Source organism: Virgibacillus sp. Bac332 (genome assembly GCF_003667785.1).
Taxonomy (GTDB): domain Bacteria; phylum Bacillota; class Bacilli; order Bacillales; family Amphibacillaceae; genus Virgibacillus; species Virgibacillus salarius.
Genome location: NZ_CP033046.1, coordinates 1,877,675 through 1,900,462 on the forward strand (window position 1 = coordinate 1,877,675; position 22,788 = coordinate 1,900,462).

At 33.8% G+C, this 22,788-nt stretch carries 23 protein-coding genes and 1 pseudogene; 16 read left to right on the plus strand and 8 right to left on the minus strand.

Features of this window, described 5'->3' with window-relative positions; translation table 11 throughout:
* Window positions 1-21: 21 nt before the first annotated feature.
* From D9782_RS09065 to catA, 5 genes and pseudogenes are all read right to left on the minus strand, one after another.
* Window positions 22-399 (minus strand): annotated as a pseudogene (locus tag D9782_RS09065) (hypothetical protein).
* Window positions 400-740: 341 nt separating this feature from the next.
* A complete protein-coding gene (locus D9782_RS09070) occupies window positions 741-1,382 on the minus strand; it encodes a hypothetical protein (protein WP_026679797.1) in 642 nt (213 codons plus the stop codon).
* Between the two features lie 231 nt (window positions 1,383-1,613).
* Entirely contained in the window at window positions 1,614-2,309 is a 696-nt protein-coding gene (locus D9782_RS09075) for an MBL fold metallo-hydrolase (RefSeq protein WP_121604561.1), read from the minus strand.
* Window positions 2,310-2,364: 55 nt separating this feature from the next.
* Window positions 2,365-2,547, minus strand: a complete 183-nt coding sequence (locus D9782_RS09080) for a hypothetical protein (RefSeq protein WP_162986357.1) — start codon at window positions 2,545-2,547, stop codon at window positions 2,365-2,367.
* A 359-nt stretch (window positions 2,548-2,906) separates the two neighbouring features.
* Window positions 2,907-3,557 (minus strand): type A chloramphenicol O-acetyltransferase, encoded by a 651-nt coding sequence (catA, locus tag D9782_RS09085; protein ID WP_026683185.1) that lies wholly within the window; start codon window positions 3,555-3,557, stop codon window positions 2,907-2,909.
* A gap of 576 nt (window positions 3,558-4,133) precedes the next feature.
* Here catA and D9782_RS09090 point away from each other — a divergent pair.
* Window positions 4,134-4,535 (plus strand): hypothetical protein, encoded by a 402-nt coding sequence (locus D9782_RS09090; protein ID WP_051388478.1) that lies wholly within the window; start codon window positions 4,134-4,136, stop codon window positions 4,533-4,535.
* Window positions 4,536-5,078: 543 nt separating this feature from the next.
* Here D9782_RS09090 and D9782_RS09095 read toward each other — a convergent pair.
* From D9782_RS09095 to D9782_RS09105, 3 genes are all read right to left on the minus strand, one after another.
* Window positions 5,079-5,633 (minus strand): DUF3267 domain-containing protein, encoded by a 555-nt coding sequence (locus tag D9782_RS09095; RefSeq protein ID WP_309299830.1) that lies wholly within the window; start codon window positions 5,631-5,633, stop codon window positions 5,079-5,081.
* 500 nt (window positions 5,634-6,133) lie between these two features.
* The gene (locus D9782_RS09100) at window positions 6,134-6,670 is read right to left on the minus strand and encodes a GNAT family N-acetyltransferase (RefSeq protein ID WP_026683187.1); all 537 of its coding nucleotides are present in this window, start codon (window positions 6,668-6,670) and stop codon (window positions 6,134-6,136) included.
* A 425-nt stretch (window positions 6,671-7,095) separates the two neighbouring features.
* A complete protein-coding gene (locus D9782_RS09105) occupies window positions 7,096-8,523 on the minus strand; it encodes a zinc ribbon domain-containing protein (RefSeq protein WP_121604563.1) in 1,428 nt (475 codons plus the stop codon).
* 621 nt (window positions 8,524-9,144) lie between these two features.
* Here D9782_RS09105 and D9782_RS09110 point away from each other — a divergent pair.
* From D9782_RS09110 to D9782_RS09180, 15 genes are all read left to right on the plus strand, one after another.
* Entirely contained in the window at window positions 9,145-10,251 is a 1,107-nt protein-coding gene (locus D9782_RS09110) for an AAA family ATPase (protein ID WP_121604564.1), read from the plus strand.
* 113 nt (window positions 10,252-10,364) lie between these two features.
* A complete protein-coding gene (locus D9782_RS09115) occupies window positions 10,365-11,546 on the plus strand; it encodes a TadA family conjugal transfer-associated ATPase (RefSeq protein ID WP_051388483.1) in 1,182 nt (393 codons plus the stop codon).
* A 31-nt stretch (window positions 11,547-11,577) separates the two neighbouring features.
* Window positions 11,578-12,507 carry a type II secretion system F family protein gene (locus D9782_RS09120; RefSeq protein WP_051388479.1) on the plus strand — a complete coding sequence of 310 codons (930 nt, stop codon included), beginning with the start codon at window positions 11,578-11,580 and terminating at the stop codon, window positions 12,505-12,507.
* 13 nt (window positions 12,508-12,520) lie between these two features.
* Window positions 12,521-13,387: a type II secretion system F family protein gene (locus D9782_RS09125; protein WP_051388480.1), complete on the plus strand. Its 867-nt coding sequence runs from the start codon at window positions 12,521-12,523 to the stop codon at window positions 13,385-13,387.
* Between the two features lie 35 nt (window positions 13,388-13,422).
* Complete coding sequence (locus D9782_RS09130) at window positions 13,423-13,602, plus strand: Flp1 family type IVb pilin (RefSeq protein ID WP_026683192.1); 180 nt, start codon at window positions 13,423-13,425, stop codon at window positions 13,600-13,602.
* A gap of 22 nt (window positions 13,603-13,624) precedes the next feature.
* Window positions 13,625-14,269, plus strand: coding sequence for a TadE/TadG family type IV pilus assembly protein (locus D9782_RS09135; RefSeq protein WP_121604566.1), 645 nt, complete (start codon window positions 13,625-13,627; stop codon window positions 14,267-14,269).
* A gap of 20 nt (window positions 14,270-14,289) precedes the next feature.
* On the plus strand, window positions 14,290-16,443 hold the full coding sequence (locus tag D9782_RS09140; protein ID WP_121604567.1) for a hypothetical protein: 2,154 nt from the start codon (window positions 14,290-14,292) through the stop codon (window positions 16,441-16,443).
* A 15-nt stretch (window positions 16,444-16,458) separates the two neighbouring features.
* Complete coding sequence (locus D9782_RS09145; RefSeq protein WP_121604568.1) at window positions 16,459-17,037, plus strand: DUF4352 domain-containing protein; 579 nt, start codon at window positions 16,459-16,461, stop codon at window positions 17,035-17,037.
* A gap of 125 nt (window positions 17,038-17,162) precedes the next feature.
* The gene (locus tag D9782_RS09150; RefSeq protein ID WP_121604569.1) at window positions 17,163-17,711 is read left to right on the plus strand and encodes a membrane lipoprotein lipid attachment site-containing protein; all 549 of its coding nucleotides are present in this window, start codon (window positions 17,163-17,165) and stop codon (window positions 17,709-17,711) included.
* A gap of 139 nt (window positions 17,712-17,850) precedes the next feature.
* Window positions 17,851-18,414 carry a DUF4352 domain-containing protein gene (locus tag D9782_RS09155; protein WP_162986358.1) on the plus strand — a complete coding sequence of 188 codons (564 nt, stop codon included), beginning with the start codon at window positions 17,851-17,853 and terminating at the stop codon, window positions 18,412-18,414.
* Between the two features lie 101 nt (window positions 18,415-18,515).
* Window positions 18,516-19,106 (plus strand): TadE/TadG family type IV pilus assembly protein, encoded by a 591-nt coding sequence (locus D9782_RS09160; RefSeq protein ID WP_162986359.1) that lies wholly within the window; start codon window positions 18,516-18,518, stop codon window positions 19,104-19,106.
* A gap of 20 nt (window positions 19,107-19,126) precedes the next feature.
* The gene (locus tag D9782_RS09165; protein WP_026683201.1) at window positions 19,127-19,645 is read left to right on the plus strand and encodes an A24 family peptidase; all 519 of its coding nucleotides are present in this window, start codon (window positions 19,127-19,129) and stop codon (window positions 19,643-19,645) included.
* A 15-nt stretch (window positions 19,646-19,660) separates the two neighbouring features.
* Window positions 19,661-21,124, plus strand: a complete 1,464-nt coding sequence (locus tag D9782_RS09170) for a DUF6382 domain-containing protein (protein WP_121604572.1) — start codon at window positions 19,661-19,663, stop codon at window positions 21,122-21,124.
* The gene (locus D9782_RS09175) at window positions 21,124-21,966 is read left to right on the plus strand and encodes a PP2C family protein-serine/threonine phosphatase (protein ID WP_121604573.1); all 843 of its coding nucleotides are present in this window, start codon (window positions 21,124-21,126) and stop codon (window positions 21,964-21,966) included. Before D9782_RS09170 ends, D9782_RS09175 begins: the two co-directional genes overlap by 1 nt.
* A gap of 7 nt (window positions 21,967-21,973) precedes the next feature.
* Window positions 21,974-22,777, plus strand: coding sequence for a serine/threonine-protein kinase (locus D9782_RS09180; protein WP_026683204.1), 804 nt, complete (start codon window positions 21,974-21,976; stop codon window positions 22,775-22,777).
* The last annotated feature ends 11 nt before the right edge of the window (window positions 22,778-22,788 follow it).

Below are 22,788 nucleotides of genomic sequence, written 5' to 3' on the forward strand. Positions count from 1 at the left end.
AAAGCTATTAGTTGAAGTAATTTAAAATTTGGCTTTTTTATTTGACTTGATTTTTAAGGTTACAATAATACTAGCTATACTAACTAAAACTCCTAAAATGGCAATAGCGCTTAACCCAAGATTATTAGGAGAAAGAAATCCGACTGGTATAATTCCTAAAAATGAGATCACTATAAATGCTTGATACATTGCCGATATGTTTCGTACAACACGATTACTAAATAGTGATAAAAGCAAAGGCGGTAAAAAGAGTACAATGATTATACCAATAGATATCCACTAACCAGCTGGTTCATCGTATGAAACAGTATTAGGACCTGTTGGATATCTAGCAGCCAATAAAACCGCTCCAACAGCTATTAATAAAGTTAAAAAAACCATATAAAATTTTTTGAGCATAGATAGAGAACTCCTTCTCCCTTAACTAATTTTGGAATAGTAATATATTTAGCAATATGAAAAATGACTAGTTTTAGTTGAAGTCTGCCCTAGGAAACCAAGGTTATATCTAAGTGAAAGAAAGTGAACCAAATCCTGATTTAATTGCTTATCCCGCATATAATTGGCAGTAAAAACTTTTGCATGATACAAGCCCACATAGCAAACGTCCCACTGCGTACTATTGCACAATAAGATAGTTAGCAGAGGATTTTTTGCCCCCACTTCAAGCGGTGATTCCTGTACCATAAATTTGGTCATTATATCTATCTAATGGAAGTCCATTGACATTTTTCTAAGTGTTAAAATGAACTAAAATCAATTCCATTCAGCATATATGTAAGTACGGTCAGTACCAGCAAATATCCCGCCATGGTCCAATACAAATCAAACTTTGGTTTGTTGATATGTACAAGGAAAAGATAAATATGGATGACTCCATACAACATTAGTGCAAAAACGTAGGTAATTACAAACAAGTCTATCATTAGAAATCCAAAAAAGCAGATAACCAAGCAGAAAATAGCAGCAAATGGAATGTTTACGACAGCGTACTTTGTAAGTAATTCGCGGTGAGAGAATTTTGCATTCCCCAGAAACTTCAATAACATAAATAGAGAGACATAGCCTGCTGCAAAAGTAATAATCCAGGAAAGAGTCCCAGTTATTAAAAACATAATTCCAATCTCTGTAAACATACTCAATAAGCCATCGAATCCAAACTTAAAGAATAAAAAGTTACATAAACCTATGATAATTGAAAGTATTAACAGTATGAGGATACTCGTTTCAATTCCAATGATATGATTCGACTTCACTACAGAATGTGGTCTTATAATGGCATCCTTTAGTATACCTTTCGTTTCATTTAAACTCTTACCAAAGTCAAAGTTTATTTTGCTTTTTTGCTCCTCAGGTTCGTCAAAATTTTTGTCATTATCCATCGTTTCACTCCTTCTATTAATTTACATACATTCATATTAAATCAAATTTATAAAACTACCTATCTATGCTCCGCCTCCTTTGCTGCTCATTCTTATATTACGATAATTTATATGAAAGTTTCAATTTATCCCGCATGGGTTTTATGCTGAAAGGCTACTTGGCAACTACCTGTTTGCGGAAGCGCTTTTCTATTATAAATTTCGGATAATCCTTGGGCTGGTGATTAGTGTCTACGCCTCCATTAACGTAAGTTTTCCACCATGATAACAATAGTAATGTTCAGCTTGAAGACTTTTAATTTTATTCAAAGATTGTTCCGCTTTCTCAATATGTAAACAGAAGTGTGGATTAGCGATAACTAATTCTTGATTTTCTTTAACAGCTGCATCACCTGTAATGACACTTTTTAAACTCGGAATATATAATGAAATGTGACCCGAAGTATGCCCTGGCGTTGCTATTATTCGACATTTGTTATCTAAAATCATATCTCCATCCTGGACTTTTTCATCAATTGGAACATGCTTTAAATTCTTTAATTGCTGTATAAACCATTTGCCAAATTCCATCTCTTCTTCTGGCATATTTTCTAGCTTTTGTTCTGCTTGAATCAATCTCTCTGACTTCATTTCACCACTAATATATTTTGCTTCAAGGTCACTAGCTATAATGTTAATCCAAGGATATTTTTCCTTGAAATCGTATAAGGACCCTATATGATCATCATCATAATGTGTAATGATGATACGCTTTAAATGCTTCATTTCATATCCATGTTTTAAAATTTCATTTTCTATTAAACTTAAAAAGCCTGTATACCCTGTATCAATCAAGGTTAATTCATTATTTGATATAAGTAAGCTGGGATAAATATAATTGTTTTGTCCATTAAATTCAAATTTAATTGGTACTTCTTTTATCTTCATCTTTCTACCTCCGTTTGTCTTAAAAATCTAGTGAATGATTATGTTACCAAACGATTTATCCATGCTTTCTTGTTTCAAATGCTTCGGTTACTTGCACGACTGGTTCATCCCAAGGATGATTAGGGTAAATGCCTTCTTCAATTACTTTTAATAATAAATGCTTATCTCTAGGAATAGAAAATTCTAACTTAAACGACGTTACTTGCTTCCTTTCTCCTATATCTCCCTCTGTTGGCATAGAATTTTTTTGAAGAGACAAATTGCTCTATACCATCATTTGAATGCCAAGCTACGTTTTTATAGTTTCCATAAATTAAATCATCAACATGTAACACACCTTCTAATACTCTATCCAAAGATTCTGGAACCACATAAGTATGTATTCTATATATTGGCACTAATTTCACAAATTTCTTCCTCCCAATACCTTTTTTAAAATAGGAAGCTGCGATAATCAATACGCAAATTCATCATTTCTATAATCTGTGTGTATGTTTTGAAACTTTGCTTCTTTTTAGAAATAATCTAAGTCCTGTATAAGAAAAGGGCTGCTAATTACCAGCCCATTACGTCATTTAATATGAAAAATATAGTGGGTTATAGCCACTCTTTACACTCGTCAGCTAATCGCTGTAATTCGTTAAAGAATTGACTAGCGTGATATCCATCGCAAACAGCATGATGGACTTGTATTGAAATAGGTAAAAATAATTTATCTCCCTGATTAAAATACTTACCTCCTGTAATGATTGGTAGTAAGAATGTACCATCATTAAAGATATTTAAGTTAAAACCTGTAAAACTAGTCCAAGGGATGCAAGAAATAGGAATTGCGTTTTTAGGCGTTTGTTTTTTTGCGCTTATCTCCTTTACATTGCCATAAAGCTTCATATCCTGTTGATAGTTTTTATAAAAGGGATAGAAGTTTACTTCGTATGCTGTCCATATAGTAGAAAACGTTTTATCCTCGTTATGAAATATAGTATAGCTTGGTATCATCTGATCCCAAAATCCCAGTCTTCCTTTTTCATCCAAACAGGTTCTAAATTCAACTTGACAATTAACGACCTTAGTAACCATATAGATAAAAACAGGATAAAACTTAATATTCATTTCATGAGTTTTTGCTAATAACCTTGTAATATCTATATTTGCAGTCATGCTGAACGTACATCTAGTATGATTTAAAAAATGTTCAAAATAAGGTTTTCTTTCCCAAGTATTTATATCAATTACATTAAATGTCATAGTTTATATGCCTCCTAAATTTTTTGAATAAATTTAAGAGGCAATCTTCACGGTTCGCTTCATTACTCACTCACCCTTATATAATGTTATTTATTATTGGTAATATATAACAAAATTAAATAAATGTACACCCTCTAAATAAAATAGATTTATACTTTATCATTTGATGGTAGAAAAAATTAAAATAGTGTAGCGTTTGAAGCTGTACGGATACCTAGATACCTAATTTTGTTATATCAGTAAATATTCTATTGGTTTGGTATTAACTCATTCTAATTATGTTTGCTTCGTATAGTAAGTAAGTGTGATCTAACGTTCTTCAACGAATAATCTATTTGTAGAGTAGTTTTTTATTCTGAAATATACACTTAATATAATCTGTATTACTAAATATCGATCAGTTTACATTAAACCCTAAGAGGTCTATGGAAGAAATTAACGGTTAGTAGCTGTTTTTTCTTGTAATAGGCTGCTTTTTTAAAAAAGTTAAATTGATGTAAAATTAACAAAAAATTGCAGGAAAATAAGGATACGTATAGAAGTAGTATGTATATTGAAAAAAAAGGAGGTAACAAGATGTATAAAATTTTATTTTCCCTGCTGCTAGTAACTGTTATATCCGTTGTGGCTTTTGGAAACACGTCACATGCCTCTGAAGCTATTACTAAGGATGATGTAACTCTCTTGAAAACATTCGGACCATACAAGTTTAAAACAAAAGATGGTAAGTGGGACGGAAAAGTAGTAGTACCCTCTGGTGGTGCAGACGTTACGGTAACTGTAAGGAATTTGAATTTTTATGGAGAACCATTGGTGCGTTTATGTAATGCTTCATCGGGAAACTGTACAGGTTTTGGTCCATTAAGGCAGCCACTGCTAACTAGAACTTTTACTAATATGTTACCCGGAACCTATTATGGAGATGTAGTTACTGGTGTGGTAACATCTAGTGGTACCATAAGCTTTGATGTTAGATAAAAGGTGCTTGGATAGATTAAAACAAATGAAAGTTGGTTGCGGATTTATATGATTGATGTGCATTGAATATAGTGCCCTTTCCTTGGTTGGAGGGGGTGTCTTTTTTATCTTGGAATATTTTTTTCATCGTGATGGTAACACTGATATTGAGGTCAACATCTTCCTAAGATCACCAGCTGGTAACGCTCATAAATAAAAAACCCTCCATAAAAAGGAGGATGAAAGGGAAGGAAATAATAAAATGTGGAATAAATAATCTTGTACATTAGTCTACGTAAAAAGCTGAGATTGTGTTTGGGATATATTAATCATTTTTTGCAAAAAAGAATGGATGGTTGAAATGTACCGTTAGCATGGAGGCTTCTGCTTTGTCTCATATATATATGGCAGTAAGACCCCACTTCCAGCAAAAAAGTGAAACCAATATGGATAAGAGGGGATCAACTGCCAGTAAATGTCCGATTGGTTCAAAGGCCTTTAGGTCATACCCTTGTGGCACGAACAATCAGTGGGTTATAAACAAAACCCCCACGGATTGAAGTTTTACTTTATTTCTTCGTTCACCTCTATATCTCTCCAATATGTGTATGGTCCATTACTTGTTAAAATTGCATTTTTCGGTACTTGTTTAAGTATGAGTAAAAGATTAAGAATGTCGACGGACGATGCCATTGCATTTAGGATTATCAGAAATTTTAATGCTGGTGTTAGGAGTCCTAGCATACCTAATAGCAGTGGCGCAATTATGGAAATAGTGATGAACGGAGCAATGGTGATTAGGATATATCTTGATTTTACGATCTCTTCCTCTGTTATTACAAACCCCCCGAATAACGTTAAACCTAGATATGTTTTATCTGATGTAATAAAATGTGGTATGAATATCAAATGAAAGATTTCGTGAAGTATTAAAAGTAGGATTAGCATAAAAATAATAGGAACGTTAATAGTTAGTGAGATTTTGTCTGCTGTCAGTCCAAACTCATGAAAGGATATAGTGGAAAAGATATGTATGACCCCAATAGAGAGAATTGCAGCTACCATCATCAACGGAATAGATAACAAAATAGCATGGCATAAATGTTTAGGTTCTCTCATTGGAACCCATCCCTTTTTTATTAAATCTATGTGTAAATGTGGGTTGCTTTTTGGCAAGTTGTTTCTTATTTTCATTCGATTCCCTCATTTAGAATTCTTTTAATATAATAGAAGGTAAGCTTTTATGTAGCAGGTTTGCAGGAGAGATGACAGTGCTTGTCTAAGAAATATCTTTATCCCGCATATAACAGGCAGTAAGCCCTCACCTCAAGCAATAAAGTGAAACCAATATGGATAAGTGGGGGATCGCCTGCCAGTAATGTCCGATTGGTTCAAAGGCCTTTAGGTCATACTCTTGTGGTACTAACAAGCGGTGGGGGATAAACAAAACCCCCACTGCCTGAAGTTTTACTTTATGCTGTATTACGATTCCGCGGGTAGAGGTGAAGCTTCCTCCTAAGAAAAACGCTCAAAGCAGGATCTACCTTTTCTCCAGCAAGCAAGGAGTGTATAGTTCAGTTTCAGTAGCTAGATGACCTTCTAGGACAGCCCTATTGGTTTTACATGGAATCTGATTTTAGTTTAGAGTATAAATGAAGGTCGATGTACCTTTCATCATACTTTTCATATTGTCTAAGGGTACCCTCTAACGTAAAGTGAAGCTTTTCTACTAGTTTAATAGAATTATGGTTATCAGGTTCAATCTTAGCTTCGATGCGATTAAGATTAAACGAATCGAATCCAACCGTAAGCAATTTAGAGATTGCCTCTGTGGCGTAGCCCTTCCCCCAAGATTCCTTTGCTAATTCGTAGCCAATCTCCGCCTTTTCATTTTCCTGATCTAACGAATTAAAACCACATGAGCCAATAATTTGATTTGTTGCTAATTCAATAATTGTATAGCGAATAGCTTTATTATCCTCATACAGCTTATTTAGAAAATGAATCATATCTTGTGCTTGGCTTTCATCAGTAAAACTAGTTATATTCATGAATTTAGTCACTTCAGGATCGGACCAAATGTTGAATAAACTGGCTGCATCATTTGTTTCCATTTTTCGTAAACATAGTCTATCCGTGATTAAGTTGGTAATCAATACTTACCCCTCCAATTTATTTATACTATGGGCTATAAATATTGATAGCTGCGCATCATTCAGTCCCTTCTTGCGTTGAAATTAATTCGATTATACAAGGTTTAAAAAAGTAAGTAAATAGCAACATTAATATGTTGCTGCTAGATAAAACCTATTCTAGATATTTAAGCTATCGTGAGAAAAGTAAGTGAGGTCGCTTTAGAATGTTGAGGAAGTAGGCAATGGAATTAATGAAAAAAGTAAAAATAGAGTACAGTGCACATCACAACCTTGGCTTGTAAGAACAGAACAATATCCTTCACCTAACTAGGAAATTAGGTGAAAGACATTTTTTTCTAATTGCTACAGAAGGCCATTGACTCCTTAGGAGTTTTGTTGTGTCCTTAGCATACACTAAGATTTTCTCATTAGGTCAAGCGAATGAATTAATTGAATTGGAACTCAATTGCTTCATCATCCATGATGGAGTGGTAAAATAATTCATCCTTATCAAGTAGCCATTTTTTTTCTTTTTCATCATAAATGACAGTTAGCTTTCTCGTTCTAGTATAGTTTTTCTTATCTTCATCTCTGGATAACCAGCCTAAATCACCATTAGGTTCGTGATAGGTGAGCACAGCGTTTATTTGAAATATATATTGGTTTAATTGTTTATCATATTCGGTGTGTAGCAGTGACTTTTTATTGTATACTGCTTTTAATAATTCGCCTGTATACTTTGGTTCCTTGGCCTTTATTTCTTTTATTCTATCGGCTAATTGCTCTTTAAGCTTCTTCGTAGCTCCAGTTTTTAATAGGGATGCATCTTTTTTAGATAACGCTTGTCGATATTGAATCAATGTATCATTTAACTGTTTGAATAATGCTTCTTCATTCTGTTCTGATAATGGATAGATAGTGTCGAACTGAACATAATCTCCATTGATGTAATGCTCTTCACTTTTTGCAGTTCCCCATGGAAATTCTTTTTCAGCGTATAAGGAAACTGATTCATTTGTTGGGAACATACCAATTGACGTCTTGTCTGAACCGACGGTAATATCTGTTTTTTCTCCATTAATATAGAGGGTAGAATCATCATAGATGGAGGAAACTTCCACTTCAGTTGCATCAAGCTCTAATGTATGAATGAGTGTCGAATCATTGGAGTTAAACAATTCCACTTCCTCATCAATACTTGATGATATATAAGAATTCTCGAAGGTAGCAGTTACCTTATGCATACCAGGCATGTATGGTCCAAATTCTTTATGATAGCCTTCTCCAGAAGATGTCCCTACTTTCTCATCGTCAACATACAGGTCAATACCTTCCGTATCCATATATAGGTCGAGATGCATCGGAGAAACCACGATTTTATAATCATCGAAGAACATCCACTTTTTACCATCTTTTACTATATTAACAGTAGCATATGTATTATTTAAAGAAGCTTTGGCCATGGTGCCTGATGATACCGTTTCAACTTGCTCGTTTAAACGATTAATCAGCGTTTCGTGTTTTTTAGGGTGGTTTGCTAGATATTCCAAAAACTGTGAAGCATTCTCCTCTGTTACATTGAATGAGTCATTTACGGGATGAAGAATGCCTTTTAAAGCGTCGACATCTTTCTCGTTGACTGCTGTTTCAAAAGCTTGAATCTCTTTCTCTGGTGTGAATTTACTGTTTCCAACTAAGAAAAATGAAATAATAGCAGCAATCAGGATGATGGTGGAGCATATGATGGCAAGTAATTTTTTGCTATTAGTTTTATTCTTCCCAACTTTCTTCGTTGGTTCTGACAATGGATTGCCACATTCTGGACAAAAAATTTTATTCTGATTCGTTTTATAGCCACAATTTTTACATTTCATGCATGCTTTCCCTACCTTTCTAAACTTATTGCGTGGACGATTACCACAGTATACTAATCGTACCATAATGAATAAAATTGATAATGCCACTTTTTCCCTGTTTTTACCACGAAATTGATAGGACTTTTTGATAGAGGAATGAAATATGAACTATAAACGATAGAAAAATGGATGAATAGTTCCGTCTATAAATGAAGAAAAGTGGCTGTTTTAATATTACAATTTGATTACAATCCGGAAATTCTGCTTCGTCATCATTAGTTATTAAGTAATATTACCTAGTTAAAAAGAAACTTATATATGGAAAAAAATTCCATAGCTATAATATATGGATAATAAAGAATATTTAAATTACGATAGTTTTTTCAGATTATGTTTGAAAAATAGCCATAATTGTTTAATTAGGCGTATTTTATTAAGAATTTATCTATGTAACGTACGAAAAAATATCTTGAATTAAAGCTTTCGACAAAAAATACTTCGAATTTAAAGTAATTCCTGAATAACAATAGGTAAAAATAACCATTTTATGGTTTGCATCTTATTTTTATAATCGGTTTTTAGTAATATTTAGGGAGAATAAATAAAATGGTATTAAATCATTAAGTAAAGGTGATTCTAATGAATAAGATTAGTCTGGTTTTATTAACAAAGGATAGTGATTATGCTAATTATTTCTCGAACTTTCTTATTAGTTCAAATCTTAAAGAGAAATTTTCCTCCAAAATTTTCACGGAAATAGATACGTTTAAAGAGAGTACACGTAACAAGAAGCAGCACATATTACTAACAGATATGATTATTGATCATGAAAGCTCGGTTACTTTTGATAAAATAATCACACTTTCTGAAGAACAGATAAGTAAAACACATGATTCCATTGCATCTATATATAAGTATCAGCCTTTTCATGAGCTTATGTCACAGGTGTTAGCCATGTATTATGAAATGAACGGAAAGCTTGGTTCGGTAATGAATGGGAAAGAAACGGATAGCGTTATTAGCTTCTATAGTGGAAATGGTGGAGTTGGTAAGACGATCTTATCCCTTTGTTTAGCAAAGCATTTAAGTTTTAAAGAGAAGCGCGTCTTCTATCTTAGCCTGGAAGAATTACATAGTACATATTTATACTTCAAACAGGATAAACCATCCTCCGCCGAGGTGTTTTATTATTTAAAAAAAGATAAAGATCAGCTTATTGCTAATATCGAATCGTTAAAGTCAAGAGATGCTTTAACAAACATAGACTACTTCTCATTTCCAGTACTTCCAGAAGAAATGCAATTAGCAACAGAAGAAGATATTGAAACGCTTATACAGGCAATTAGAGATACACAAAATTATGATTATATTATTGTTGATCTTGATAGCTCCATTCATGTACGAAATCGTACTGCTCTCAAGAATAGTGATGAAGTATTCTGGGTTTTGTCTTCGAACGAGACTAGCTTTTCAAGTGCTAATAATGTCATGGAACATGATTTAGTTGGAATTGGGAATGATCGGTCCAATATCCACTTTATTCTAAACAATGTGGGTGAGGAATTGTTTGACGGTTTTGATGCATTTAATTTTAGTATCGAAGCGCATATCCCATTTCATGTCCATTGGCTTAACAAAAGTGAAGAAACAAAGTTACAGGAAGATATCGTTGTCGGTGAACAGCTTTTCAAATTACTAAAAGAAAATACGATTCAATCATCGGAGGTGTCTCCGCAGTGGCAATAAGTGAAACTAAGGATAAGGAATCAGCTCATCAACAGCCCACGAGCAAGGTACCAAAAACGGAGGATGAAATTACGAAGCTGTTAATCGATAAATTAAGGGAAACACTAGACTTCATGCATTCAACTACAAATGACGAGCTACTGGAACTCGTTGAAGAGACAGTGATTGAGTATGCAAGAGAGTCAAAGATTTCCTCAGTTATGATTAAACGAATCGTTGATCGAATGTATCATGCATTTAGAGGACTTGGCGTATTACAGCCAATATTGGATGATCCATCTATAACGGAGATTATGATAAATAATTATGATGAAATTTATATCGAACGAGATGGTCAAGTATCGAATGCAAATGTGAAATTTGAGAATCAACAAAAGCTTGAAGATACGATTCAAGCAATTGTTTCTAAGGTTAACCGAGTTGTTAATGAATCCAGTCCTATTGTAGATGCTAGATTAGAAGATGGCTCTAGGGTAAATGTTGTATTACCACCAGTAGCCTTAAAAGGTCCAGCAATGACAATTCGTAAATTTCCAGAAAAGCCTTTAATGATTGAAGACTTGATCCAGTTTGGTGCATTGGATGAGGACGTTGCTTATTTTCTCGAACAGTTAGTAGAAGCGAAATATAATATTTTCATTAGTGGTGGAACGGGTTCTGGTAAGACGACATTTTTAAATGTATTGTCCAATTTTATACCAACCGAGGAAAGAATTCTTACTATCGAGGATTCGGCAGAGTTACAAATACGCAAAGTTCCAAATCTAGTTAGTCTCGAAACAAGAAATGCCAATACAGAGGGTAAAGGCGAAATTACAATCAGAGATTTAATCAAGGCTTCCTTACGTATGCGACCGAACAGGATTATTGTTGGTGAGGTACGTGGCCAAGAGGCATTAGATATGCTGCAGGCGATGAACACTGGTCATGATGGGTCTCTTTCTACAGGGCACGCGAACTCCGTTTATGATATGCTAAGCCGTTTAGAAACGATGGTTTTAAGTGGTGCTGAATTACCAATTGAAGTTATCCGTAAACAAATAGGATCGGCAATTGATATCATGGTCCATTTATCGAGGCTTAGAGACCATTCGCGTCGAGTAATGGAGATTTCTGAGGTGTGTGGAGTAGAGAATGGTGAAATTATTATTAAACCATTATATGTTTTTGAAGAAACCGGAGAGGACTACAGAGGAAAAATTATCGGTAAGCTTCAAAAGACGGATCATAAGCTGGAAAATACATCAAAGCTAAAACTTACAGGAAAGAACGATGTATTGGAGCAGTTTGCCTAATAGTAGGTGTGCCTGAAGAGGAGGATGATAAATGGACACAAGAGAAATCCTTTCACTTACCGCTATTATTGTTTGTGTAGGAATATTTATTTTCCGTAGAGTCCGAAAGAAAAAGTTGGCAAACATAGAAAAAAAACTGGCAGAAAAGCATGGTGCTGAGGTCAGAAGAAGAAGTATAGAAGCAATTAAAAGAAGGACCATAGGTGGAGAAAATCTTATTGACTATGGAACCTATAAATTGTCGAAAACAGAACGAGTGAAGTATACATTATTAGCAGCTAGTATTATATTTTGTGTAGGAATAATATTTTATGACAGTATCATTGTATCAAGTATCGCTGCATGTCTTGGAATTATTTATCCTAAATTTAAGCGTAAAGATTTAATAAAAATGCGAAAAGATGAATTGGCTTTACAATTTAAGGAAGCAATTAGCTCACTTGCATCATCTCTTGCAGCAGGGCAGTCAATTGAGAATGCATTTCGTGAAACTCAAAAGGACTTAAAATTGCTTTATCCCGATAATGACACGTACATTTTGAAGGAATTAAACTTGATTAACCGGAGAGTTGAAAATGGTGAAATAATTGAACGTGCTATAGATGACTTTGCCAAGCGTTCCGATGTAGATGATATCCGTAATTTTTCAGATGTATTTATTACATGTAAACGAACTGGTGGAGACTTAGTAGAAGTAATCAAACGTACAGCTGATATTATTACAGATAAAATCGAAATACAACAGGATATTAGGGTACTAGTTTCCCAAAAGAAATTTGAGTCTAAGATTATGGCGGTGGCTCCGGTGGGAATTACGGTCATGCTGAAAGTGACTTCCCCTGATTTTGTAGCACCATTATATGAGTTTGGCACATTGGGGCCAATTGTTATGACAGTTGCGCTCGCGTGTATCATTTGTGGACTTTTAATTAGTCAAAAGATTATGGACATAGAGGTATAGGAAGGGTTAATCTATGATACTAAAAAGTATATTGATGGTGATTCTATTAATTATCATTGGCATGAACTTGAAATATAAGAAGGTATATGAATCATTTATTTCTAGTTATAAAGAAGACATTACATTACCTATCATTGCTCCTTACGCATTAGCTATCATTGATAAATTAAACTTGTATAAACGAATGCCGAAATTGATTAATTCTATTCATCAGAAAATGATCATTTTAAAAGGAAGTAAACTATCAGCCGATCATACCAAAATATATTTGGCAAAAATCATCACAACCATAACATTAGCAGTATTCTTTACAATGGTATATGTGGAATTGGACGGTGGAGGTTATACAAATTTAATATATGGATTAATATTGACGGGCATTTTAGGCTTTTACTTAGTGAAGGATTTGGATAAAAAAGTGAGGCAACGAAAGGATTCTATTGTTATTGAATTGCCCGAATTCGTTAATAAAGTCATTCTATTAGTAAATGCAGGAGATACGGTTCAAGGTGCCATAAAAAAATGTGTGGATCAGAATAAACAAAAGGTTTTTGATTCCCCATTATATTTTGAACTAAACGAAGCGGTAAATAAAATGTCAGCAAACACACCCTTTCAGGAGGTGATGAAGGACCTAAATTACAGATGTGGGATTCAGGAGGTTTCCATATTTACGACAACCGTTATGATGAATTATCGCAAAGGTGGAGCTCTCTTAGTTCAATCACTGAAAGAATTATCGGTATCATTATGGGATAAGCGAAAAACGATTACCAGAATTAAAGGGGAAGAAGCATCATCAAAATTGGTATTCCCGATAATCTTTATATTTGGTGCCGTGTTATTAATTGTTATTTACCCAGCAATAGCTATATTTTAATTATTAAATTTATATGCATAGAGGAGAGAGTTTACATGGAAAAAATCACAAATTTTTGGAAGGATTTTTGGAATGATGAAGAGGGATTAGAAACAATTGAAGTGCTTTTAATATTAGCTGTTTTAGTAGCAATTGCCCTCTTATTCAAGGAAAGGATTACAAAATGGGCAAATAATCTATTTGACAATATAGATGAACAGCTTCCAGGTGAGTGATTAGAGAAAGGGAGGGATAATAATGAAATCCTTTTTGAAGGATGACAAAGGAAGCTTTACAATTGAGGCATCTCTAGTATTTCCAGCACTTCTAGTTTTTACACTGCTTGGTGTCTTCTTTTGTATTATTATCTTTCAAATCGGCTCTGCCAATTATACAGCCCAAAAAGCAGCTGCCCAAACAGCCTATGTTTGGAATAATTCAAATAAGGATTTGACAACAGGTGAATTTGGAAAAAAGTATTATGGTGGCTTAGATAAAGGTGGAGATGGACTGTATTGGAGATTGGTAGATAATAGAATATTACAGATATTTGGTATCGATGGAGGATTTCCAGGTGAAAGCTTGAGTGGAAAAAAAACGGGTAAAGCAGAAAATGCGTTTAAAGGATCGGTAGATGTTGATATAACCTTTAACAATAATATTGCGTTTAGCTATGTTGAAGCAAAAGCTAAATCTGCTCTATATATCCCTTCTTTTGTAAAGAGTATTTTAGGGAGTGACAATGTTGAAGCAACTTCAACCCATATTGTTACAGAAAGCCCCGAGCTTATTCGGAATTTTAACTTTGCCAAATATGCATGGACAAAATCAGGAGTCGGACAGTTGTTAAGTGGAGCAATGAGTTCCATTTCCGGATTTTTTGGTGGGAATCCTGCCCCCTAGTATCGTAAGGTGTTGAGATGATGAAAAAACGAATAAAACGATTATTTATTAAAGAAAATGGTTCTGTCTCCATCTACATGATTATTATTATAATGCCAATTTTTTTATTGAATGCATTGCTTATTGATACATTAAGAATCTTGTCCGCTGAGCGGGAAATAGAGAATGCAATGGACACTGCATTGCGATCAACGATGGCAGCATTCAATACAGATTTGGCAAGTGTTGGATTATTCGCTTATGGCGGGGACGGTAATGTTAGTGAAGCATTTAATGGTTATGTGAATGACCAATTCTACGATGGTGGTTTAGGTGGCTATCAGAATCTTACTAGCCCCACAATCGAAAAAGCAACGGCTAATCCTGTCAGTGATCGGAATTTGGTAGATTTGGATGTATTTGAACACCAAATTCTCGAAAGTATGAAGTATCAAGCTCCAGCCCAAATTGGAGAAGAGCTATTTAATTTGATTGGCTCTAGTAAGTTTCAGGATTTAACCACTGAACAGGTGGAAAATGCTAAAGAGCTATCAGAAAATTTTGAGCAGATAATAGAATGGTCTAAAAAAAGGAATGAAAAGATTGATATTGCCATAAAAGAAATTAAGAACTATAGGGAGATTTTTGAGTATGATATCCCAAAAAATATAATAGGAGACCCTGTTAGAGATGATTCAAAAGAAATAAAAATTCCGTCGGGCATAGAAACCTTTGAAGAGCTAATCTTTTATCATGATCGTTTTCAGGAATTAAAGGGAATAGAAGAACGAAGTGATAGCGAACAAACTGAATTTGATAATTATAAGGGGGGAATAAATTACCATATAGCTATTGACAATTATCTACAAGTTCTTGCGGATAAAGAAATTAGAAATGCGCTAGTAGGTATGGGTGGAAGCTTAACTTCGCCAAAAGAGAAATCGGCAAAGTGGTACAATGATAAGATTAGAAAGTTATTTAATAGTACACAAGACCAGTCACTTGATTCATTAAAAACGTTATTTTTAGAACCTAAATTTTTTGAAGATATTATTACTAGTATGGATGAAATTAATAACCAACTTGATATAGAAAATAAAGTGGCATTAAAAGAAGCAACTGAAAGAATGGATTTCTCTGTGTTCACTATTAATCAATTGATTTTTGGATTCTATTTAACAATTGAGGAACATAAAAGTATTGCAAAAAAGATAATGGATACGATTAAAGCCAAAAACCAAGACATTTTTAATACTCAAATATCCGCAATAGATACGCAACTAGATGAATATTATGCTTCTAAAAAACAACTAGACTCAGAAAAATTCAATGAAGCTGAAGATGAAGCAAATACAAGTTTTAGCTCACTATTGGAAATTTTTAGTGACGCTGAAGAGTTTGGTGATGACCAAGGTGTATATGATGACCTAGGTTCAATAATGGAGAAATACGATGCCATATCTAGTGACGGGGATACGTCAGTAAATGATGACCGATTGGGATTCATTTCTGATGCGTTTAATCGTTTTAATGAATTTGTGAATTTCGTTCAAGGATTCCCTGAAAAGTTTCGAAATCAAATGTATATTAATGAATACATTTTGGCAAATTATGGTACTAAAATTTCGTATGAATTAGATGATCCAGATTCTTATCTATTCAGAACAAAGCAAGCTCAATTTATTACCTATGGTCATTTATCAACGGGTACAAATTATTTAATGTTTATAAAAGATATAGTAATTATTCTATTTGTGGTGAACTTAATTGAGCAAATAACAACAAAAGGTGGGTTTGCTGGACCAGTAGGATTTTTAAAGGCTATTAGTGTTGCATTTGGAGATACAGTTCTTCAGATTGGAGATATTACAACTGGAAACTATACATTAAAATGGACCCCGTTTAATATTCCTCCAGTTGATATGACAATGCCAATGTTTATGAGAATTGTTATGTTAATGCGCTCAACAACAGGTGAAACATATAATAACAATAAGTTAAGACGATTACAGGCGGTTGTTACAAAGGAAACAGGTGTCTACTTGAATAAGGCATCAACTTATATAGAAGGGGATATAGATAGTAAAATTAAGCTATGGTTTATCCCTGCATTAACGGAATTGTTACCAAATAATTTTGGAAATGTTAATGGAAGTTATTATGAGATAAACAAAACTAAAGTATATTCTTATTAACAGGAGTGAATTTATATGAAGAAAATATTAATCTCATTTTTATTTTTAGGATTTTTATTCTTAATAGCTGGATGTAGTGATTCCTCAGACAATGAAAATGAAAGTAAAGATACTAAAGAAACACCAAATGAAGATGTGGGAAAAGTTGAAAATAAGGAAAAGAAAATATATCAAATCGGAGAAACAGCTGAAATTAAAAGTGGACTTTATGATTTTCCTTATGAGGTAACTGTTAATAGCTTTGAATTAATTAAAGAAGAAAAAAATGGGATTAATCCTACAGAGCTCTATGGAGGCGAATTGGAACCGGAAGAGTCCATAGCTGTTGCAAATGTGACAATTAAAAATACAAGTGACAAGTCATTTATACCAAGTGAAAAAATATCAGCTCAATTCTTAATAGAAGGTAAAGCATCACAAAACTCTTTTGACCAATTTTTTACGGAAAGAAATAAGGAATTAGCACCTGGTCAAGAGATAACTGGAGATTTAGCATATTTTAATATGTATGAATCTAATAAGGATTTCCAATTAGTTTATGAGTTTAAAGATAGTCAGGAAACAAGATTTATATTACCCAATCCTAATAAATAAAATAAGAAATGAAAAATATAATTTTATTTGCAATATCAGATTGTGTTAGCGGTACACATGCTGTTAATTGAATTCTAGAATTCATTATACTAAAGAGTAAAATGAATAGACCGGAGGTCCTCTTAATGAAAAAATTATTATTTGTATTAATGCTTATTTTTGTTGTAGCAGGCTGTAGCAATTCCGATGATAACAAAGAAACTTCCAATAACAAAGATGATACTGATCAAGAGGTAAGTACTGAAGGCAAAGTATACGATTCTAGCGAAACCGCAGAAATCACAGATTTGGATAGTGGTTCCACATATGAAGTTACCTTCAACAGTGCTGAAGTCAAAGAAAAGTATAATGGTAAAACTATTCAGGAATTTACAGGAATAGAGGAACTTAAATCCAATAAATTTGTAGTGATTAACGCAACATTTAAAAATACAAGTGAAGAAACAATAAATTTAAAAGAACAAATCGATCCGCTGTTTGGTAAAACTGGTCTTGAATTTGGTGTTGTAGATAATTTTGAAGCAGAAATAAACAAAAATATGGAACCTGGTGAATCAATAACGACAGACTTACTATATAGATGGCAAGACTTTGAAGAAAATACCAAATACTATCTTACTTTCGAGAATTTTAAAGAAAATCAAACTCATATAACAGTACCTTATCCAGGATAAGATTTGTGAAAAAGAATATCTAGGGTAGCATTGCTGCCCTTAGGAATGAGATATATCAAAATATCTCATTCCTAAGCACAGCAATGAGGTGGAGGAAATATCACGGTAGATTTTTTGTTAAATGAATAGGGGGATAACGATGAAAAAACTAGTAATCTTACTTTTAATGACAGTATTAATTGCAGTAGCAGGCTGTAGTAACAATGATGAAGGAAGTAAAACAGAGAATACAGATGCTAACAAGAAGCAAACGACAGAAACAATCGATGATAAGAAAGTATACCAGATAGAGGAGACAGCAAAAATTACCAGTGATTTATATGAATTCGACTATGAGATAACCGTTGACGATTTTAAGCTTACTAGAGAGGTGGACGGAACAACTATTGAAGATTATGTCACTGGAGCTCGTGAGGAAGATAGATTCGCGGTTGTTGAATTGACCATCAAAAATATTAGTGATCGGGCCTATGTACCAAACGAAATGTTCTCAGCAAATTTTACAGAAATGGGCGCAGAAGGTGGTCATACATCAAATGATGAATTTTTTACCGTAGGAGACGAAGAATTAGCCCCTGGTGAAGAGTTAAAAGGTCATTTAGTATACCTCACAAGCGTTGATTATGCTGATACATTTGTATTAAAGTATGAAATGATGTCTGACGAAGAAACACACTTTGAATTACCGAACCCTGAAATGTAATGAACATTGCATGTATTTGAAAAGAACTGCATGCTTGATTAAAAAGTAGAAATTCAGACAAGTATCTTTATTTTCTACATAATAAAGGTGTGATGAAATACATGGCCATAGTAAAAAGAGAAAATGGAAGTATAACCCTTGAGGCTGCTATGATTATTCCGTTGTTTTTAACATTGATCTTACTGTTAACATCTTTTGTTAAGATTACAATAGCGGAAATGGCTTTAAAGGAGTCGGTTAGTGAAACGGCTCAAACAGTGGCTCATTATTCATATCTTACATTGACCGTACAGAATGTCATTGATCAAAAGAAAGATGCATTTATTGACTCAATTGCTGATGGAGCTGCGAATAAAGCAGGTAATAATATTATTGCACAGGAACTGATGTCAAAATTGGCTGAAAGTGCAAAGGGCGCTATTCCATCATCAAGTAAACTTTTAGAGGCTGTGGATGAGTCGGTTTACAAAGAAGTAGTAACCGAAAAGTATAAGCAAAAGGTTGGCAGTTCTAGCTTTTATAACGCCAATGGTATTAAAATTGTAGGCGCAAATGTACCTGTATCTACCGATAAGGATGGAGCAATGGCGAAGGTAGAGGCTGAGGTTGAATTAAACCTTGTTATTCCATTTTTTGAAAAAACGGTAAAAATAAAGAAAAAAGCAACAGAGCGTGGCTGGGTAGGGAATTAATTTAGGAAGGAGGGAGAAGAATGCCAACACATTTCTATCTATTAATTGTGTTTTTAGGGGTTGCAGCATTTTATGATATCAAATATTCCAGATTACCAAATTGGTTGAACGTTAGTGGTGCAATGGTAGGTTTATTATTTCATTTATTTTTCAATCAATTGGACGGGTTGTTAAATTCTGTATTTGGGTTATTGGCTGGTGGAGGTATTATGCTAGTCTTGTATATTTTTAAAGCTATAGGTGCTGGTGATGTGAAATTATTTGCAGCAATTGGGGCGATTTCTGGAGTTTTATTTACGCTATATTCCATTATGTATTCCATCATTTTTGCTGGATTCATTGCAATTATTATCTTATTATTTACCAAAACATTTTTAGTTAATATGACGTTAGCTTTCTATCATATTTTTGAATCGATTCGAGATAAATCGTTAACACCACTGGACGACTTTAAGAATAACATTTCTAATCGTTTTCCATTTATTTATGCTGTAATACCAGGTGTTGTAACTTCATTTTATTATATGTATTTGGCTTAAGGGGGAGAATTTCATATGAGTGAACTTTATCAGTTTCATATAACTTATGAACAAGCAAATGGAATGTATATGAAACTACGAAAAACGAAAGAAACAGGGTTTGAACAACGAGATTTTGATAGCCTGCAATTAAAAATGATTCAAGCTAATCATATTCCAAGATTGATTCCGATGAGCTTTGAAGACATCAATGGTCGTAGTACGGTATACTATCGAATTGAAGGCTTGAGAAAGTTACGGCCAATTGTGAAAGAAAAGCCATTAACAATGCAAGAGTACTATGCCTTGTTTATAAATATTATTCAGGCTTTACAAGATTCAAGCAATTATATGCTGAATGATCAGCAGTATGTTTTGCATGAAGATTTTATTTATATTGGCAATGGATATCATCAAGTGTACTTAACATATCTACCAGTGAATGAAATAGCGAATAAGCCATCGATGTATGAGGAATTGAAAAAATTAATCTTGAATATGGCTAGTGAAGTACAGGGGTTAAAAGGTGTTCAATTTAAGATGATTCTCAGCTACATCAAGGATCCCGGCTTTAGCTTGCAAGGACTTAAGCAATTATTAAGTCAATTACAAGGGACACAGCAGCAGCAATCAATAAATAATGAGAATGAAGATGCGAATGTCGAGCAAGATCAGCAGACAACGATCATGAAAAAAGTGAAAAAATTACCACCGCTTACTAGTAAGATGAAAACATATTCCATTTTAATAGGGATCTTAGCCTTGGCAGTTATATGGAAGCTATATGAAAGCAGTCCAAATTCAATTATGTTCGGAGTTTCATCCGTTTTAAGTGTAGGAGTAATTGCGGGTGTGTACGTATATTGGAAAGTTTGGCGTCCAGGTGTAGAGCCTACCATTATAGAGAAGGAAGTAAGAGTCAAAAATAAACAGCGTAAGAATAAGCCGACTATAGCGAAGAAGACGAGTGAAGCTACGTCAGAACATACGAATGATTTACCAGCACAACAAGATAGCGCTATTTCGTACAATCAGGAAGTAGTTAATCAAGTCTTTGCGCAACAGAGTGAAACTGCCTCTACGCTACATACAAATAGTGAAGCGTTAACTACGGATACGTCATCCATATCCTCTAATCAACGAGATCAAACCATGCTATTGGATGAAGAGGAGCTACACGGTAAAAAATTACCGAAAGTAAAGAATTATCTTCTTGTTAAAAGAGAAGAAGCTGAAGAAAGTATTGAATTAGAAAAGGATAACTATATTATTGGTAGAGCTGAAAAAGGTACAGATTATGTGGAAAAAAGTGTAGGTGTCTCTCGTTTACATATTGAGCTTGTTAAACTTTCAGACACGTATGGTATTAAAGATTTAGGATCAAAAAATGGTACGTATATTAATGAAGAAAAGATTATTCCATATAAAATACATGAATTAAAAAATGAAGATGAAATCCAAATTGGTAAGATAATTTATTCGTATAGGGTGTCTAAATAATGAATGCAACGAAGGGTATTGATTTTGGATTATTTACGATGAAGGGTCCAGACAAAAAAATAAATGAAGATTATATTGAATATACTTCGAGCTATCTTAACCAGAATGAAGAAGCGCATATTTTAATTGCTGCTGACGGGATGGGGGGGCATACGTTTGGAGATATAGCAAGCTTCTATGCCGCCAATTATATCTTAAAATGGTGGAGAACTAAGCTGATTAAACATGATAATTCAGAACGTTTTTTAGAAGATTGCCAAGACACAATAGCTGGTATCTTTCATGTAATTAATCAAAAGCTAATCGATATAGGTAAACGAGAAGATCATCATTTAGGAACGACATTAAGTGTGCTAATTATTGTGGATGATCAATATCTTATTTGTCATGTAGGTGATACGAGAATTTATCGAGTGCGAAAACCAATAGCTATTCGTTTAGAGGAAAGTGACGACACTATTGATTTGGAGCAGTCCAAGCGTTTTGTACAGCTTACAAAAGACCATACTTGGGCAAGAATGCAGGTGGAGAATGGGGCCTTGTCGGAAAGAGAAGCAGAGAAGGATGATAAGTCTCACTTATTAACACAGTGTATGGGAGTTAAAGGAGAAATAGATCCATTTGTCTCTATGAACGCATGTTCAGAAGAAGAACATTTTATCTTATGTACGGATGGTCTATACTCTTTGTTTACAAAGGAGGATCTCCATAAGCAATTTCAAGAGGGTTTAGAAAGAGAACATTCCTTACAAAAAATAGCGGAGCATTTTTGTAATATGGCAAGAGATGCGAACTACCATGATGATGTATCTGTTCTTATTTTGGGACGTAAAGGAAGATAGATGAGTCATGAAGGTTATCAAGAATCATCGTATTAATGGCAAATACAGAGTAAAAAGCTTTTTTCGTGAAGGCGGAACATCGCAGCTTTATGAAGTTGTAGGTCCGAAAAAACAAATAGCAGTATTAAAAGTAGTTAAACAACCTACGACATTGTTTACGAATCAAATTACCAATGAAGCGAAAATATTAGCAGCTATCGATCATACGAATGTTCCGACATTATTTGATATTGTAACGATTCAGGATCATTATAAAGCAATTATCATGGAAAAATTCAATGGTACGAATTTAGCTGATTTCATAGAACAAAGGAATAGAAGATTTCAATGGGATGAAGTACTCGAAATTGGCAGGAAGATAGCTGATATCATCCAGGTTTTCCACAGGAAGCATCCGTCTATTGTTATACGAGATATAAAGCCTTCTAATATTTTATTAACGAAGGATAATACCATTCATTTAATAGACTTTGGAACTTCCGTTTTTGAAAATGAATCACAACGGTCATCTGCTTTGGGTACAATAGGATTTGCTGCACCGGAACAATTTGAGAAAGGTGTTATTGATAAACGCTCTGATTTATTTTCTTTAGGTGCTACATTATTTTATCTCATTTCTGATGGAGAAAATATATATACCACAACGAATAAAAGTATATTAAATGAGCGCGCTCCAAAATCCTTTGTAAAGGTTATTTTGAAGTTGACAGAGACGGATGCTGAGAAACGATTTAATTCCATTGAACATGTAATAGCTGCACTAAAAAAAGTAAAATTATCTTGGAGAGAGCGGACGAAAAAGTTTGGCTAATAAGAAATAAG